The following is an 18,204-nucleotide window of genomic DNA, read 5'->3' on the forward strand; positions in this document are numbered from 1 at the left end:
TAACATGAAAACAATATTTTCAGTATTGGTAGTAATTGTATTGGGTACTTCATGCGAAAAAGTAATAAACGTTGACCTGGAGGAGGCAGAAAAAAAGTATGTGATTGAAGGGGAGGTATCGAATGTGCCTGGTGCAGCAAGCACTGTGAAAATTTCACAAACCAAAAAATTTGAGGAGGAAAATGTTTTTGCGGGAATAACCGGCGCCACCGTTACGATACAGGTAAATGAAGGAATAACTTATCCATTACCCGAAACCTCAACCGGTATCTATACAACAACTGCTTTTACCGGTACGCCGGGCTCCCTGTATAAACTGACGGTATCATTAAATGGTACTGTTTTTACGGCCACCTCTACCATGCCTGCCCAGATAGTGTCGCTGGATACGCTTAGGGTGGTTGATTTCACCTTTGGTGAAACCCTTAAAACTATTGAGCCTGATTACCAGGATCCTTTGGGTTTGGGAAACAGTTACCGCTTTATTGAATATGCCAATGGGGTACAGGTGAAACGTGTTTTTGTGCAGGATGATGAGGTCAGTGATGGGCTACGGATCACAACACCGCTGATCAACCCGGATGGAGAACTGGAATCAGGTGATGTGGTAAAGGTGGATATGCTATGCATTGATACGGATGTTTATAAATACTGGTATAGTTTAGACCAGGCTGCCACCGGCAGCAGCAATGTTACACCGGCTAACCCGGTTAGCAACATCAGTGGGGGCGCTTTGGGATATTTCAGTGCCCATAGTGTAACAAGTAAAACAATTGTTGTTCCATAGTTATAACCGTCAACAAATGTCTCCATCTATTAAGAGTTACCTGCTCTTATTATCCCTTTCCATTAACGGCTACGCTGTTTTGGGGCAAGATCTGTTCCAGGGGCCTGCACAGGATACTATCCAAAAGATTGTAGTGCTTGAAAAATTGAATTCCCCTAAAAGAGATACCATTTACCAGGGCGCCTATGTGAAGTTGTGGGTCAGGTCAGAGAAAAAGCATAAAAAGTTACAGCCGCTGACCAAGATGGATTTTAACAGGCATACTGTTTATTATGAATCAACCTTGTTTGCTATTAATGATAGTTTGTTGGTCCTTTTTAAGAAGCCAGGATTACCTTTTGTAAAAAAGAAAATACTATTTGATACAATTCCACTTAAAGAAATAGTAGGGATCCGTGGATTTAACAAAAATGTGGAAATGGCAATGACCAGTGGTGTAACAATGCCTGCAATGTCAGTGATGCCTGCCAGCTTACTTACGTTTCCCTGGATGTTTGTAATTATGCCTGTATCGCAAACTGTTACACAAGCCGGCAGCAGTATTCTTGACCCGGTGAGGTGGATAAAACGAAGGGGCAGGCAATACTACAGGCTTTCTGTAAGTGAAGAAAAAATAGATAGCATCTATTATATAGTAAAGGCTCCGGAACTGGGAGAAGGACAATATGAATGGGAAATAAATAAACACGAGCGATGGGAAAAGAGCTATAAGCGTGCAGGCAGGATACTTGATCAAAGGCTGATCGCCAATAATTCCGGTAACAGGGTGCTCAGCTTTACCCTCGGCAGTATGTTCTTTCCCGGATATGTCAGAGGGCCCGCTGATCAGAAAACAAAAATTAATATACCTGATAATGCCTTTGTTTTTGGGGTAACATCTGAAAGATATATTTCTCCGAAAGACAGGATTGGCCTCGAAATGCAATTCAATATTCCTCCCCGGGCAGTCTCCATAGGAGCTAATTCATTTTCAGCCGGCGCCGGGTACATTAATTCCTTGTCTTCTTTTGTGAAGATAGGGATAGGTGGTGTTTATGGTAAAAAGGGGCGCAGCAAATTGTTGCAGCGGGCGCTTTCCATAAATCCTGATACAACTGATATAGATGTAAGCCGGACCCTGACGGCTACCAATGCCAAATTAAGGTTGGAGCCAAAGGCCTATTTTCTTTTTGGTATAGGCGCCGTGAATACTACCTTGCTAAGGATCAAAGGCAGTATGGCAACAGGCTCTATATCCACTACAGACTATTCACAAAAGCAATTCTCTATTCAGTCAGGGTTCGGCATTGCAAGCCGGTTAAGCAAGCGGTTATTGTACGACATGTCGGTAAAATACGTCTGGAGCCCCAACTACAGTCCTTCAATAGGAGGATTAAATAGTTATAGCGGTATTAAGATACAATTTGCGCTCGGCTACCTGTCCGGCCCCGGATTTGCGCTCAGAAGGAAAAGGCTACAGGAAGTTTCCCAAATGGTAAAATAACAATCACTCCATAGGGGCTTACCGCGGTGATTAGTCCTTGCAGGGCGTCAGCTACCCTGCTGTTTTGTGGTGGAAACTGCTGTTTTTGCTGAAATGGGTCAACTATAGCTTAGGTATAGCGTAGGTATAGCTTAGGTATAGAGTTCCCATAGTCCAGGTATAGAGTATCTATAGGTGATGTATAGCTGATCCATGGTTTGCCGTGCTTCTTTCTCTACTTTTTTTACTTCTTTTTTTTGCTCCTTTGCTGCCGGTAGTAACATCACGACATAAATGTACGTAGCAGAGCAGGTGGTTTCCAAGTGCGGGTGATGAGTTATGTAGCGTTTTGATAAAAATGATAATAATGAAATGGCTGCGAGGCACGTGATAGTAAAGCTGGCTGATAAAACAAAAAAGAGCCGCACATAACCTGTACGACTCTTTTTGTACCCGGGAAGGGAGTTGAACCCTTACTCGCCTTTCGGCAAACAGGATTTTAAGGCGGAAACCAGGTTAATTTGGTTTAATCTATTTGAACCTATTTTAACTGTAAAATTCAGATAATCAATATGTTGCGACATTTCCTTAACTTCGATGTAAGGCGCAAATATATGCTTTAACCGGCTTTTTAATAGAAAATTGTTTGAAAATTTTCTAAAGCAGAGTTAGGAAGCACATGGACAAAGGCACAAAACTTTTACCATGGCTATCCAATTTGAAATTTTTTTGGACGAACGCAGGATCAAGCAAAAGACCCAGTGTTTCTCAGTAAAACTAAAGGTGACCCACGAACGGGTACCAATGGAATTCCAGACCATCTTTGAACTTAATCTGGAAGATTGGGATAAACTGAAATATCCCCATTTGGGCCCCAAATTGCAAACCGTAAAAGATGGGATCCGGAAAATTGAGGCAGAACTTTATCCTCATATACGGCACCCGGAAACCTTCGATTTCTATACTTTTCACCGGGATTTTATCGATGGGAATCCGCTATTTGTCAAACGCAAAAGGAAATTTGAAGCGCCTCCCCCAATTCCGACCGCTACCACCTTTGATTATAGTAAGTACCACAAAGACTTTCCAATCCTAAATATGGATCATCCGGAAAATGGGGTGATTTCGTATGTTTTTTGTCATAAAATTAAAGAACTGATCCGCGAAGAAAGGATTGGAACAGCATTTAAATACAGGGACAACTATAATTATATTCATAAGTACATGGGTAACATCAGGTTTGTGAACATAGATGTTCCCTTGTTGAGGGCATTTGAAAAACGCGCATTGACATTAGGTTATAGTAAATCAACGCATGGTATGGCTCTCAGAGATCTAAGGTCTGTATTCAACATAGCCGCTAGTACACTTGGTATTATCAATAAGGAGAAATGCTACCCCTTTGGGCGAGGAAAATATATGATCCCTATTTCTAAAAAGAGAAAGGTTGCCTTGGACAGGGCCGACCTGATAAGGATTTGGAATGAACCAGCGACCTGCGCTAACGAAGCATTTGGGAAATCCCTGTGGTTTTTCTGTTACTGGGGGAACGGGATGAACCCCAAGGATCTCTGTTATCTTAAGTATCAAAATGTTGTTGGGGACTACCTCATTTTTGAACGGGCCAAAACACAGCTCACAGGCCGGCATGATCCAAAACAGATAAAAGCGTTTATAAATGAGGATATGAAAATAATCATGAATACCTGGGGCAACACCGACAAAGGCCCAGGCAATTATATATTCCCATTAGGTATGGAAGGTTTAGATCCTCTTGATACGGTAAAAAATATCAAACGGGTTACACGGTTTATTAATGACTGGATGAAACGCATCGGACGAAGGTTAAAAATTAAAATTCCAGTAATTACTTCAACTAACAGGCATAGTTTCGCAACCCATCTTAAGAATGCAGGAGTGGCTACAGAAGTGGTACAGGAAGCATTAGGGCATCACTCCAAGGATACTACCGAAATTTACTTCGGTACTTTCGAGAACGCAACGGTACGCGATGTATCCGGTAATCTGGTCTCTTTCAACCAGGGATTAAAAGGGGAAGGTGTATAAAGATCCTTTAATATAATGAAGAAAGGGTAGGACCTAGCTCTACTCTTTCTTCCAAATTTGTAATTTATATATCCTTCCGGGACGGAGCCTGGGGTAAATCTTTTTCTGAGGCGTTGCAGCATTTTATAACAATTTGAACGAGAACGTGTGTGCGTTATGTTTTGCAAGTTTGGGTGGAATGTCATTGACTACCAACTTTTTGTCCCAGAATATTTTTTACGAAAATAATCCTACATTAGACTAATAAGACAGTGTTAACTGTTTGATTTATAACAATAATCTAACCAAGGCAATCCCTTTATTCCTGAGTTTTTAATGCAGAGCCCCTCATGAACGATAATTTTCTACAGTCCGGTTTTGAAATGGACAGCCCCCTCAGCCGCGAGATCGGGGCATTTGTCCAGACACTGGCAGACAACAAGCGGTTACGATTCGACCTGGCAGCGGCAAAGAATGATTACCCGCAGATGGTTGCGGAAGGGCTGATCAAAAAGGCCTCCTATTTCTCACCGGGGCTGGAAGGAACCTTTACCAATGATGCCCGGATCATGCACGCGTTTTATACTCGCTTCAGCGCAGAGTACAGTTTTTCGTTGTCTGCCGATGTTGCTGCCATACAAGCCTTTGTCCATCAGGTGGGCAACTACTTTCATGTCCATGCCCCGCAGGGTGTTTCAGAACTGAGCAATTCACTGGTTCGCTATCTGCTCGACAATGCGCGGAAGGAATATGGTCTTGAGCTGAGCGAATATGCCTGCTCTTTGGAACGGGCTGACAACAAGGAACCTTTCATTGAATTCTTTAACGCATATCTCGACATTATTGGCGCTGGTGAAGGTTTTGCGTCCGTTTGGAAAGTGTGCAGTCATTTCGCAGTACAACTTGGACCGCCATTAACCCATGACATGCCATGGCGGAACCTGGGCATCTTTGTCAATAAATTGGTCGACTATTACCGGGAACAAATATCAGAAATTCGCGCCATAGCTGAACAGGAGCAGACCGATCCCGCCCTGAAGATGCTTTACCTTGAATTGCTGCTCAAAGTTTGCAAAGAAGGGGCACTACCTGTCGAAGAAATCGTAGACTGGCTCGATCAGGAAAACACGCAGGAACGGGCCATCCGGTTGTTAATTCCCCTAAAGGTTTCCGGGGAGCAATTGCGGCAAAAGTTGCTTACAAAACTGGTGGGGTTAAAATTGAGTGAAGAATTAAAAATATCACGGCTGCATTTATTCCTGAAAATGCTCGTAGACTCTGCCGAAGATGCCCCTGCTTTTAAAGCGCAAATCATAGCGGAAATTGCAGCCCACTTCCAAGATCCCGACATAACGGATTTGTCCGTGTCGTTGCGGCTACTCAGCCGGTGCAATGCGGAATCGGAAGCGCGGTATCAAATTTTGGAAGGGGTGTTGATGGGCCCGCAATTCAAGCCGGAGTACCTGGCAAGCTGCATGGATATATTTTTTATTATCCATCGGGATGTAAAGCTGTGCTTTCAATTTATGAAGGCCGCCTGTTTGAAATTGCGTTCTGCCAAAGAAATAGAACAGGCCTTTGATAGTCCTATTGAGATGTATCGCAGGGAGGTGCGGGAGGATTTCGAACGGGAAGCGATTTTGCTCTGCATTGACAGCGAAGGCCCTTGCAGGCTGTTAGGCCACGGGCTGCTGTTCAGCGGCTTCCAGCTTGGAAAACCTGCATCGCTGACCTATGATATCCTGCAGCTTGACCTGCTCCAGCAATACAAGCTGGTGATGATCCTTCTGACGCTCTTTCATCCGGCTAATCATACAGTCCCAGTTGTTTCCCGGTTACTGAACAGCCCTTCTGGCATCGTCAGGGAACTGGTCGCCTGCAAGTTCGAGGAATTGATCAATTCCTATCAAAACGAGGTGATTACGCTGGTCAAAGCAGCATTACCTGACACGCATCCAGAAAAGCCCGCGCTGCTGGCAAGGCTGGAGGCAGCCTTGGTGGAACTTGTCAAAATTCTCGATAAAAAAAGATCGATCAAGGAACTCGACCCTATGTTGGCCGAGACCGAACAAATGAGAGCTTATAGCCGCGCGCAGATGGGTGTTACGCGCAAAGCCTTCAAAAAATCAAAAGCAGAGCACCGGGGGATCACCAGTATAGTGACTCCGACACAGGTGGCAAGAGGCGGTGGTACGGTATTGCCGGATGCCACAGTTTCATCGATGATGTCGGCGAGTGTTTCTTTTACGCTGCCGCGGACCATGTTCATCACCCCGGAACGCAAAGATTATGAAATGCGACTTTTATTTTCCTCTAACTGGGATAAAGAATTTGAAGAATGGGAACAAATAATATTATCGTCCGGGAATATTTAGAAAGCCTGGCGGAAAAAAATGAACTGGATTATATCTTCCCACTACTGCTCAGCCTGAAAGGGTTTAAGATTATTCGAACCCCCAAGGAAACGCAGGGCCTTCAACAGTTCGGCAAGGATGTCATTGCGGTGGGCAAAGATGGAGATGGCGTGACCAAACGGTTTTACTTCGAATTAAAAGGGGAGTCTGATCAGGATATCACCAGCGAAAGCATTTATAAAAAAGACGGCATTAACGACTCCCTTCTGGAGATGAGCTATGTTCCGTTTAAAGACAGTGCGATTCCGGGATTTAATACGCTGCCATCAAAGTGCATTCTTGTGCACAATGGTGTGATCAGGGCCAATGCCTTACCGGTATTCGATGGGATCGTTGACAGAATATTTCCGAACGGTGGATTTGAAAGATGGGACATTCACCGGCTGACTACGGAGTTCAGCGATCATCTGTTCAATGAATACCTGCTGACAGATGCTGAAAACATCAAGCTGTTCAAAAGAACGCTGGTACTTCTCAATGCACCGGATTATGATCTGCAGGACTGGTCGATGTTGTTGGACCGGCTTTTAGGAAACAATGCCGATATTAAAAAGAGAGCGTTCTCGAAAATGTTCGCGACCCTGAATCTATTGGGATATATTATTCATCATTACAGTGCCGAAGAGCACAATCTGGAACCGGCCAGAAAGGGAGTACACATGCTGGTCCTGAAAACATGGGCATGGGTGCTTAAGCACGGACTTGAAAAAAAACCAGCCGTGCAGAAAGTGTTTAACCACCTCCTGGACACACAGTATAGGGTGCTCAATGATTATTTCAGGAGGACTCTACCGGTGGCGCGATTAATAGACGGGATCTTCTCCGAAAAAGGGGGGCCTTATGAAAATGTCGGGTATTCCCTACGGTCGATGGATTACCTGGGTAACCTGGTGTATTTTTTCCTGCTTCGGCACCACTTGCCGGCAGGTGGAGGCAGGATTAGTCCATTGGATAAAAAGCGGCTGGAAAAAGTGCAGAAGAAACTAATGTTTGAGGTGATTGATGCCAACATAGGTTGCCGGCGACCGCTGCTTGACAGGCATTCCCGTCCCATCCTGCTGGTAGCACTATTTATACTTCAATGCGAGGAGGTGACCAAGGCAGACAAAATAAAGCTACATAATTATCTGGCAGATATCTTCAACAACATCATCTTACTGAAGGCGATGCGCGGGTTTTTTCCGGAGTTCACAGATAATCTGGGGGCGCTGATTGAGCACATGGCCACCAACGAGAGGCCTGATGAGTATATCGATAGTTCCTCCATGCTGATTATGATCCTGTTTGAACTGTTGACACTTTTTGACACGGATTCATTTTACAAGAGTGCCCTTTCCGAGATAGGCGAGCTCCCTGACCTGCAAACGGCCTATCCACATGCCCCCGGGCAGGACATAGAATTGCTTTTTTTCTCCGGAGTTATTCATGACCATATGGCGGTGGAAAGCCGTATCAAATTGCCGGAGAAGTTGTCGGATTTCAAAGCGTTTATTCTTTCAAGGCCCACATTTCCGGTTACCTTCCGCACGGATTTGGCAGGCTATCCTTTTTTGAAATGGTTGCCGGTGCTGTATTATCACAATGATATTTTCCCACAGTTCTGGCGACAATATATTCAACCATGAGTCCTATCGCAGCTAAATTCTTGCCTTCCTTTCTAAAGAGCAATACTCCCATGCAGTACCCGCTCGATGATTTAAGGAACGCCTCCACCGGGACCTGGCGTTGTTTTATCATGAGTGCAATGATTTTTTGCAGAACGTTATGACTACATTCAAGCTGTTGAGGACCTGGTTTACCTACAACCGCATAAAGCAGTTGATCACCCAGACACAGAAGGGCGAACCATTGTCTTCGGGTTTAAGGTCACCAGGTATTTGGGAACAATCTGTATAATGGAATATGGCTGGCCACTTATTATAATCACTTGCTCAACTGTCTTACCCATCAGTGCCTTTCCAATTGGCGATTTTTCTTGATGAGAAATTCCCGTAGTTGGTGTGTTTTCAATGATGACCTGCACAATATTGCCATTTGCAGATTGAAGTTGTACAAAACAATTATTTGCTATAATAGATTTTGGTTGGAACTCCCGGTATCCTTGGTTGTGAAGTGCGCGAACGTAATCGATGTAGGCTTCGCCAGCTAACTGGTCATCGGGATGCTGGTGCCGAAATTCATAGGCTAATTCCAATGCCAGATCGATTGCTGCATGCCCCGCCCACAGTTGCGCATTTTGGATTAACATTATTTTGTCCGCGCCGTCAAAGTCGGAAGGGAGGGATCCTAGAAAGAGGGTCGCATTTTGCCTGTCATTCCTTCTCAACAGGCCGGCAAGTAGTTTAGTTTGCAGGTGCCTATCATTAGGGAAGAATTTTAGGGTGTGGACTGCAATTTTTTCAGCAGCATCGAAATCTCCCAATTGTTCATGTTTATGTACCAGCACCTGGGCAGCGACTACTTCAGGACTGGATTCGCTATAGAATTTTTCAGCAAGTTGGAATGCAGGCTCATATTGGTGGGTCTCCATCAGTGCCATAAGTAACCAACTGCTGTAAACACTAGGTACCATTTTGACCTCCTCAATGTTTAGCAATCCGACCACAGATTCAAAATCACCCAATTTCATAGCTAAATGCGCGAACATAAACCGAAATACTGGTTGGTGGTCTGGCGTTAAATGTGAGATAGCTTCCTCCAAGCTGCTCTGGGCGGATGGGACATCGTCTAATATGCAGTAAATGTCCGCAACCTGGAAATGACCGAATGCATCGGCAGGTTGTGTAACTGCAAAATTGCGGGCGAGTTCCAGCGCAGCTTTCGGATCTCCCTTTCCCAGTAATACCTGGACCTTGAAGTAATTAATTTTTCCCTCAGCTTCCGGATCAGCAAATTCACGGGGACGATCAATAATTTCCAGAATCTCATTATAACGATGAAGTCGGAAAAGTTCTGATAACTCCAGGAAATACAATTCATCGCTTTCATCGGCTGAAAGCTGGATATTCTTACGTATGGTTGCGATTAGTTCCAAATTATCCCTATCCGTTTCATATCGAAGCAGTGCAAGATGGCGGTAGGTAAAATATTCCTGCTTTACCTCCAGTGATAGTCGGAAATCATGTTCTGCGCCTTCAAGATCCGCCATAAGTTTTCGGGCGACACCTCTATTGGTCAATACATGCCATTTAGTAGTACGCAAGTCATTACCGCTATAATATGCCCATGCCTCTGAAAACCAGGTCACTGCCTTCGCTGCATCTCCTTTCATTTGGCTATCAACGATTTTACCCATTTTAATGCTTTCGGATAATAATCGTGACGTGATAATAATCGCCTTGAGCTCGGTCGCTTCATAATATGAAAGTGAACCCGGCGTAAATGATGCCGTGACCCGCTCCAGTAGGGTAAGCGCCTCGACCTTATAACCAGCCGGGTGAGCATTTAAGTAGGTAACCGCCGCCAGCGCGACCATTGGGTTCTTGAGTAGATCCTCATGGGTAATTGCTTCTAAGTCGTTGATAGATGCATCCCCTTGCAGGCACCTAATACGGGCTACCGCTGCATGACCTGACAGCGGATCTATCTGCACGGCACGTATCGCCATTTTCTCCGAAGTCTTACAGTCCCCCGTAGAGGCGTAACCCATAGCCGCAAGACCGAACGCCTCCGCAGTTTCTGGGCGAAGGTCTGGGAGTTGGATAAAGTAGGGAGCGGCCTCCTCCTCACGACCCAGCTCAAAGTAAGCAACGCCAATATGGGCCAGAATTATATATCGTTGATCGTCTGAGAGTTGTTCCCATTTGCGAGCCTTGTATTTTTCCAATTGCGTGATCGCTGCCAGGTTATTCTTTGTATCGATCAATCCAATAATATCTTTAATTTCGCCATCAAAGTCCTCCTGTCGGAGCTTTGTGTTCTCTGCGAGTGTAATCGTGGGTGGGGGTAAAGGACCTGCCAATTTCCCCTGGACCAAGTCTGAGATTGTTTTGGCCTGATAGGCAATAACCGTGTCCTTCTCCGATAGGGTATTACGTAACTCCTGATTTTCGAGTTTCAACTCTTGGGCATGGCCTTCCCTTGCCTGGGAAATTGATTCTGTGATCATACTCAGCGACCCTTTTATGCCCTCCAGGCCTGCTCCGGCGAAAGTCTTTATATCTGCAATTCCCTGCAAGGTAAGATCCTGCTTTTCTTGTAAACCATCAAACCGCTCCTCCTGGTGTTGTTCCTGAGGTGTAAGGCTTTCTAATATTTCCTTTTGCAGCAGTTCGCGGAACCTCGATTCAGTGCCATCAATACTTTTACGGTACGGATGAAGTCGTTCATTGAGGTGGATCTGTACTCCAAGGGTGGAGCGGACACCGTCTTTGAGTCCCTTTTTTTTGGAGTCATCTTTATATGCTTCCCTGACCTCCTTAAGTAAAAAAAGCCCATGCAGATCACCGGGAACCTCTTTTTCAAATTTTTTTAAAGCGTTAAAGTAAAGCACTTCAAAATTTTTTTTCTCCGAATCAAGCCCCATTGATTTCATCCAATGATAAAAAGGGTAATGGTTCTTCTCCCATCGGTCCCGCAACCATTTACCAACGGTAGTAGCCGGACCAAACAATTTGAGTGCCCAAGTGAGCCATAAAGGTTCAGTACCTGTCATAGATAACCACGTTTAGCAGTTTAGAATTACCACACCGGTACTAGCGCCTGGCAGGTAATGGGACCAAAATGTACAAAAATATCCCAAGTATTAGCAAGATTTTGCTGGATGCCGGCCGTAAAATTCCCTTGTAAGTTATTGCTGGCTGTACCCAGGTGGATGAATAATGATGAATTCCGCACCAAATTGGGGAAATGTTGCGGTTTCCAAACTTTTGCTGCTTTCTTTCTGTTCCGACACTAAATTGCCTATATAGTATTAGGTAGCATTTTTCATATCCCGTTTGGCTTATTTTCAATTACTGATAGCCCAGCCTCTTCCCATTAGCTTCTACCATGAGGGTTTACACCGATCAGTGAATTTGATTTTTCAAAACGTTATGCTTCGGTGCCCACCATATATCCCACCTCAAAATCCCACTATCATTTTTTTGATTGGCATGCCGTAGATAACCTCAACTACGGTAAGCCGGAAAAAGAAGGTGTTATGGACCGGATTATCATTCCTAGTGAAGACGACTTCAAGCGCTGGGTGAAGGAGGCATGTCAGGAAACATTGTCTCAATGGTTGGAGAAGTTGCAGCGTGCAAACTCCGGCCCCGAGGGTGCAATGGAACCATTGCTGTCCAGAAAGGACGCCGCCAAGATACTGGGAATTTCCCTGGTTACCCTGCATAGTTGGATGAAAAAGGGCTTGCCACATCATCGGCACAGGGGAAGGGTGTATTTTGTCCGAAGCGAAGTGTTGCAGTTCCTCAACATTGGATCCCGTGAAAAGATTAATAATGATTCAAATGGGCATCCATAAATGGATTGGTTTTCCTTATGATGCCATTGGCACTCCTTCGTTTCCTGTTGTTTTAAGGAGTCAGCTTGTCAAATGAGCAGACAGTGGTGATTTATTATATAATATAAAAGGTGGGACATCAGGTCCTCCAATAACAAATGGACAAGCAGCAGCCGAGTAATCTAATTGAAAAGAGAAGGAGGGGGGAACTGAAATGTTACCTACTAAAATGATTGGTTCATTAAATCGTTTCTTCTCCCAACTTTGATATCTTTATTTCAAGTAGTCACACCTAAAACACATAGGATGAAAAGGCGGTTTTTGTACGTCCCGATATGGAAAAGATACCTGGACCAAATAAAAAGTACGGTTGAATTGCGCGGAGGGCAAGGATTCACTATTCCTTCAGGTCGTTTTAAGAAAGCCGGCAAGCGAAAGTATTATGGCTTTAGGCTTGAAATCAAGAATGGTAAAATGGTCAACAATATATCCAACTCTGCCGTAGCCAGGGATCTGGCCTATCTTTTACTGGATGATCCTACCAATAAAAAGCTGTTGAGCCGAGAACATTTTTTTGTTAGGATGAACGCGTCTTTTTATTGCGAGGTGTACGATGTGAAATTGCATAAGGGGATTCAGGCAGGTATAATTAACTAAGGCTTTCCAGGTTTATCGAAGCCCTGTTGCCTACATTTACCTGCCGGGTAGGAATGATCAACTGTATGGATCCGGTCAGCTTGGCTTAATACCAACCTGGGTAAATAGGATGCCACTTTCAGGCTCAGCACCACCGACACCCAGTATTGCCCTGGCGGTATTGCTTTAGGTTGCCAGGATGGCCTGGTTAAAGTCTTTTGTCAATGCCCGCACTTCATCTGGGATCCGATCAGGATCGGTGATGACAAATTCCTTGCCATTCCATTGCAAGTGGAAACGGGTTTCTGTCCCTTTCTGCTTAAAATAAACCTGGTAAAGCTGTTTGCTTTTAATGTTGATTGGATGGAAGCTGAACGAGAGGGGGGTGTCGCCTACCTGAAATACTTGCTCGAATCTTTTGATGACCGTTTCTTTCATGGGACAAAGGTAATAAAGCCCGACCAGAGGCGGGCCTCAAATAGCATAGGTTTGATGATGTAAGCAATCATCCCGTATCGAAGCATGGTTGCAGGACAATGCAGAAATAGCGAACGGCGTAGAAAATAACGACGACATGGCAAATTGGTGATGAACCTTGCCCGGAGTATGACATCAATGATTGTCTATTCGATTTCCGCCGGAAAGGTAAACACTTCTAACTCCCTTCTTTTTTTTAGCTAGTCTGATATACTATTAGCCGTGATCACATTGTGTTTTCCTTACAAAATACACCCTACTCTAAATCCTGGGTAACGGTACCTGGACCTAAAAACCGTGAAAACCCCTGTTTTTTTACTGGCGAAATTCTTACATTTAGAAAAAGTTAACTTGACCCCTAAACCCTTTACCGTTATGCATAAACTTTTTCTTCTACTGAGCATCGTTTTCTTGGGGCATCATTTGCTGGCGCAAGACACGTTGAAGAGGCCATCTGGAAATTATGGTGATACATCTCTGGTGAAAATATTGGGTGTTATTGAAAAGACTACCAGCAGCGGTAAGGTGCTCAGAGAAGTGACTTTTAGCTACGATTTTCAGGGCCAATCTGATGTGTACATAAGTGGGTTAGGGCGTGTGCCATCGAAAAATAGCTATACCTACTTAACGACAAGTTCCGAGATCAAGTTTTTAAGTAAGGACAAGAGCTATGTTATGGCCAGGTTTGATTTAAACAACACCGCGGAGCCAATGGGAGCTGAATCCGTTGATCTTCCCAAAGAAACAGACTTCCCGCCACAGTTTAGAAGTGATAGTTATGCACCTGATACGGCATTTACGGAGGTGTTGCTGACAGTTATCCAAAAATACTTTCCATCCGGATTTTTACCGAGTCAGAGTGGGCCTATCAACAATTGCGTGACGACATATCGGAATTTGGCCGTACAGGATCCCAGCCTGCGGGGTCAGTTGGCATTGAAAATTTCCCAACCTTATGACGTGAAGTCCCATAAACTCACCTATCGCATACAGTTTATTGAACGGGACCGGCCACGACTGAGTGATACCTGGCGATATGGTACGAAAGTTTCCAAAGCCACATCGGAGGCTTCCGCATTGTTTATTGAAACTTTTTTAAAAGAATTGCACAACGCTCAATAGGCTAATATGAAAATCTCCAAACCCCAAAATATCCTGATCGCTATATTCCTGCTTTCCTTTTTGATACAGCTTATTATCGGACTTTTTGGTTTTTCGAAAACAGTGATCAGCGGCGATGACCTGATCAGTATCTTACTTAAGCTCTTCGCGGTTTATTCCATCCATTTGTCCATGATTACAGCAGGCATTTTTGGCCAGAAGGCCCAACCGGGTGCCAGAAAACCCTCCAATGCTAGATCAGTATTCCGTTTAGCGGTGATATTATCTCTAATTTGGAATATAATTCTTCTGTGGCGATTTTTCGTTTTTTTTACCGCTATTATTAATCCCGCAATGGAAGATAGTGTTGGAGAATTAATCGGTTACGTTGATAAAATTGCCACGGCCAGTTCATTTTTAGTCACCGGGATGTTGGCTTATTACTTTACCTCGCAAAGCAAGTAAAGTCCGTTGCGTGGTTGCGGCACATAAAAGGATTCTATATGAGGAATGCTATCTTCTGTTTATTGCTCCTGGTTTTAGGACCAGGCCAAACGGTGGCTCAACACCCATCGAAGAAGGTACAGCGGGATACTACTTCGGTCCAAGCCCCAGAATTGGTTTTACAAACTGGTCATAAAACCCTGCTTAATTCGATTGTGCTAAGCCGGTCTGGTACAATGATCGCCTCCGGTGGTGCCGATGGGGTGATCAAGTTATGGGACGCGCAGACCCATACCCTGCTTCGCACCTTTTTTGGCCATTCGGGCTGGGTGAACGGCATGAGTTTTATGCAAAATGACGAGCAGTTGCTGTCCTGCGGATGGGACGGAGATATCAAGATATGGGATGTGCAAACAGGAGAAGAAATTGCCGGCCAACAAGGGGTGGGTGAAATCAGGGCCATGGCCCTCGACTCTGCAGAAAAAAACCTTGTATTAGTGGGCAATGCCTGCCAAGTCTTTAAATTGTCACCGGGAAAACTTACACCCCACTGGCGATTTGAGACAGGAAGTTTGATGACAGGTGTTTGTTTTATCCCTGGGACTGCTAAGTTTGCTGTTGGCGGTTGGGATAGCAAAGTGCATCTTTATAACCTGGAAGAAAAACTGGAAGAGCCCAGCAACTATGAGGTAGATAAATGGATTTTTGATGTGAGTATAACCCAGGATGGACAATATCTATGTTCTGTGGGACATGAGGTGGCTGTATGGAATACACGAACCGGCCAAAAGCTCAAAGTACCCAGGGATGTTGGATTTTGTTGGGCTGCCGCATTCCACCCCAGGTCACATCTGTTAGCATTGGCATTTGAATACGACTCTGTGCTGGTTTGGAATTTGGATAGTGGTCAAATAACAATAGTGCCAGCCTCCGAAAAATCCAGTAGTATCGTGTTTAACCCGGAATATCCAGCGGTGTTATTTGGTGGAGAGGATGGTACAGTCAATATTTTTGATTTGTTGACCTCCGAAACGGTTCGCCTTACAGGTGAGGCCCATTTTGCGGCAGGGTTGGGTTTTAGTCCTAATGGACAATGGCTGGCCATTGGCTGGGGGTATCAAAATGGTTACATCGGTGGAGAACAGCGACCCAATGTACGATTGTGGAATCTTATTAGTGGACAGCAGGAAGCCCCTTTGCATTCCAGACAGATGGAGGTTAAACTGATCCGGTACAATCAACGCGGGGATCTGCTTGCTGTTGGCGATGAAATGGAAATTGATATGTGGTCGTTGCCCAGCAGGAATAAGTTTGCCCATATTGACTGTTGGGCTGATGATTTCGGGTTTTCGGGTGACCAGCATATTTATGCTAAAACCAGTAGGTATGCATTTGAAAAATGGAACTTTTTCAAGGCATTATCTAAGGATAGTTCTCAACAATATTATTGGGCAGGGTTTAGTAAAAATGGACAATGGGCCGCACTTTTTAATAGTGATTACCATCTCACTATGAAGAACTTAAAAACCGGTAACGATGTAGTTCGTGGATTGCGAACTGGTGGCATGGGACCCTTAGCCATCAGTGAAAATGGGCAAATGGTGGCTTATGGGGATGTAGGAAGCACGGTTACTGTACTGGATGTTCCCACTCATAAAAAAATTCACAGCTTTCCCCTATACGAGAGTCATGAACAATCCGCACCAGCTGAATGCATTACTTTTAGCCGCACCGGTAAGATCCTTGCCTGCGGTGGAAGTAATCGGGCCACTATCTGGAATGTCAGGACGGGTAGGAAAATAGCCGTGATGCGTGATCATCCAGGAAAGTTGTTGGCATTAGACATATCACCTGATGAGAAACTGCTGGTAACCGCTGCTGATGGGGAAAGTGGTATTGTGCGATTATGGGACATGCAAACCGGGAAACTATTGGCTTCGCTGGTGTCCATCCAGGCTGGTAAAGACTGGCTGGTAATTGCCCCGGATGGGCTCTTTGACGGGACCTGGGAAGCTATTGCTAAAGTTGGCTGGCGAGTGGGACTGACCACAAATGTGAACCGTATTGAATCCTTTTACAATGATTATTTTCGACCTGGTTTACTTGCAGATCTGGCAAATGGGCTTCGTCCAAAGGCCACCGTGGATATTGCAACAGTACTACAACTACCAGGATTGCGGGAGATGATGAAAAGTGGCATGGCCAAAGTGGAGCGGGCCAACGGGAAGACCATTTTATATCTCACCCAACGACCCACTGCCCGTTCACAGGTTTATGTCGATGGTCACTTACTGGATTATTTACCTGAAGAAATGCTGCAGACCGCCGATCATCAATGGCGGTATAAAGTAGAATTACCAGGTGATGTTCAATTTGAACTGGTACACAAAACCGATCAAACCATTACCAATAAAGATCAAATTCTCCGAAAACATACTACAAGCAATTTAGGGGACGCCACGATGCATGTGCAGCTCGTAGGTGTCGATAAATACGATTTAGCCCGTAGTGGATTCAAACCCCTGAAGAATTCCGTGGTCTCAGCTCAACAAGTTGGTGCGTTTTTTAAAGCACAAGGGGCAGATGGCAATTCGTTGTATAAAAAGATCAACCTATTGCCTCCGCTATATGATTCGTTGGCAACCGTTCAGGCGATCCGAACCCGCCTGATCGAAATAGCAGACACTGCCCATGCTCAGGACGTGGTAGTGTTGTTTTTTATCGGCCACGGGATTGTACCTGTGGGGCAGGAAATGTTTTTCTTTGGTTGCTACGACATGAAAGGTCCCAATCCAAAGGATCAGGTCAACACCGGATTTAATACTGCCATGTTGGTGGATGCAATTCGGGCGATAAAGGCCCGACGCATTGTACTCATCATTGATGCCTGCCAATCCGGCGGGGCGATTGAATCGCTGCGCAAAATCGCGGACCTGAAACGAAGTGCTGCCCCTGGTGACAGTAACAACCGGACAATTAGCCCTCATATTTCGGTAATTGTTTCTTCTTCGCCTCTTGAGCAGGCCTTGCAGCCCACGGGCGCGACCTCGGTGTTAACACAGAGTTTACTGGAGGCATTAAGCGACTCCTCACCCAACAACACTGGTTCAATATGGATCAGTGATATCGTACAGACAATCAGTCTCAGGATCCCTGCCTTATCAGCCCATGCTGGCCAAACCCATACTCCAATGATTATTTCCAGCGGGGAAGATTTCCCCATCGCCAAACCGGTGTCGCGGCAACGATAATATTCTCCGCTTTCCCACCCTACACCATAACGTCTTTAGTTGAATGATGAAACAGCAAAATTTGGATCTTTGGATTACCTATTCTTTACTATATAAGCCTTTAGGTCAATTCATCTTCGTAGTATTGTAATCATCTGGTTTGCTTG

General features: G+C 44.8%; 12 protein-coding genes. 10 read left to right on the forward strand and 2 right to left on the reverse strand.

Annotation, left to right across the window (positions count from 1 at the left end):
* The first annotated feature begins 4 nt into the window (after positions 1 to 4).
* The 5 genes from HB364_RS13480 (at position 5) to HB364_RS13500 (ending at position 8,334) form a co-directional block, all read left to right on the forward strand.
* Complete coding sequence (locus HB364_RS13480) at positions 5 to 787, forward strand: DUF4249 domain-containing protein (RefSeq protein WP_167288493.1); 783 nt, start codon at positions 5 to 7, stop codon at positions 785 to 787.
* A gap of 16 nt (positions 788 to 803) precedes the next feature.
* Positions 804 to 2,270: a hypothetical protein gene (locus HB364_RS13485; protein ID WP_167288494.1), complete on the forward strand. Its 1,467-nt coding sequence runs from the start codon at positions 804 to 806 to the stop codon at positions 2,268 to 2,270.
* Between the two features lie 684 nt (positions 2,271 to 2,954).
* A complete protein-coding gene (locus tag HB364_RS33515; RefSeq protein ID WP_167288495.1) occupies positions 2,955 to 4,316 on the forward strand; it encodes a tyrosine-type recombinase/integrase in 1,362 nt (453 codons plus the stop codon).
* Positions 4,317 to 4,645: 329 nt separating this feature from the next.
* A complete protein-coding gene (locus HB364_RS13495) occupies positions 4,646 to 6,670 on the forward strand; it encodes a hypothetical protein (RefSeq protein WP_167288496.1) in 2,025 nt (674 codons plus the stop codon).
* Positions 6,634 to 8,334 carry a hypothetical protein gene (locus HB364_RS13500; protein ID WP_167288497.1) on the forward strand — a complete coding sequence of 567 codons (1,701 nt, stop codon included), beginning with the start codon at positions 6,634 to 6,636 and terminating at the stop codon, positions 8,332 to 8,334. The genes HB364_RS13495 and HB364_RS13500 overlap by 37 nt, the downstream gene beginning before the upstream one ends.
* Before the next feature lie 197 nt (positions 8,335 to 8,531).
* On the opposite strand, the gene HB364_RS13505 is transcribed toward HB364_RS13500, so the two are convergent.
* A complete protein-coding gene (locus HB364_RS13505) occupies positions 8,532 to 11,363 on the reverse strand; it encodes a tetratricopeptide repeat protein (RefSeq protein ID WP_167288498.1) in 2,832 nt (943 codons plus the stop codon).
* A gap of 486 nt (positions 11,364 to 11,849) precedes the next feature.
* Here HB364_RS13505 and HB364_RS13510 point away from each other — a divergent pair, with 486 nt between their 5' ends.
* Both HB364_RS13510 and HB364_RS32905 read left to right on the forward strand, forming a co-directional pair.
* Positions 11,850 to 12,170 carry a helix-turn-helix domain-containing protein gene (locus tag HB364_RS13510; protein WP_167288499.1) on the forward strand — a complete coding sequence of 107 codons (321 nt, stop codon included), beginning with the start codon at positions 11,850 to 11,852 and terminating at the stop codon, positions 12,168 to 12,170.
* Positions 12,171 to 12,455: 285 nt separating this feature from the next.
* Entirely contained in the window at positions 12,456 to 12,806 is a 351-nt protein-coding gene (locus HB364_RS32905) for a hypothetical protein (protein WP_208419950.1), read from the forward strand.
* 165 nt (positions 12,807 to 12,971) lie between these two features.
* Here HB364_RS32905 and HB364_RS13515 read toward each other — a convergent pair whose 3' ends face one another.
* Positions 12,972 to 13,223 carry a hypothetical protein gene (locus HB364_RS13515; RefSeq protein WP_167288500.1) on the reverse strand — a complete coding sequence of 84 codons (252 nt, stop codon included), beginning with the start codon at positions 13,221 to 13,223 and terminating at the stop codon, positions 12,972 to 12,974.
* A gap of 336 nt (positions 13,224 to 13,559) precedes the next feature.
* On the opposite strand from HB364_RS13515, the gene HB364_RS13520 reads away from it, so the two are divergent.
* Genes HB364_RS13520 through HB364_RS13530 form a run of 3 tightly spaced genes read left to right on the forward strand, consistent with a single transcriptional unit; the run spans position 13,560 to position 18,058 of the window.
* Complete coding sequence (locus tag HB364_RS13520) at positions 13,560 to 14,384, forward strand: hypothetical protein (RefSeq protein WP_167288501.1); 825 nt, start codon at positions 13,560 to 13,562, stop codon at positions 14,382 to 14,384.
* A 6-nt stretch (positions 14,385 to 14,390) separates the two neighbouring features.
* Positions 14,391 to 14,828 (forward strand): hypothetical protein, encoded by a 438-nt coding sequence (locus tag HB364_RS13525; RefSeq protein WP_167288502.1) that lies wholly within the window; start codon positions 14,391 to 14,393, stop codon positions 14,826 to 14,828.
* Between the two features lie 38 nt (positions 14,829 to 14,866).
* Positions 14,867 to 18,058, forward strand: a complete 3,192-nt coding sequence (locus tag HB364_RS13530) for a caspase family protein (RefSeq protein WP_167288503.1) — start codon at positions 14,867 to 14,869, stop codon at positions 18,056 to 18,058.
* Positions 18,059 to 18,204 lie beyond the last annotated feature (146 nt).

This window comes from Paraflavitalea devenefica (assembly GCF_011759375.1).
Taxonomy (GTDB): domain Bacteria; phylum Bacteroidota; class Bacteroidia; order Chitinophagales; family Chitinophagaceae; genus Paraflavitalea; species Paraflavitalea devenefica.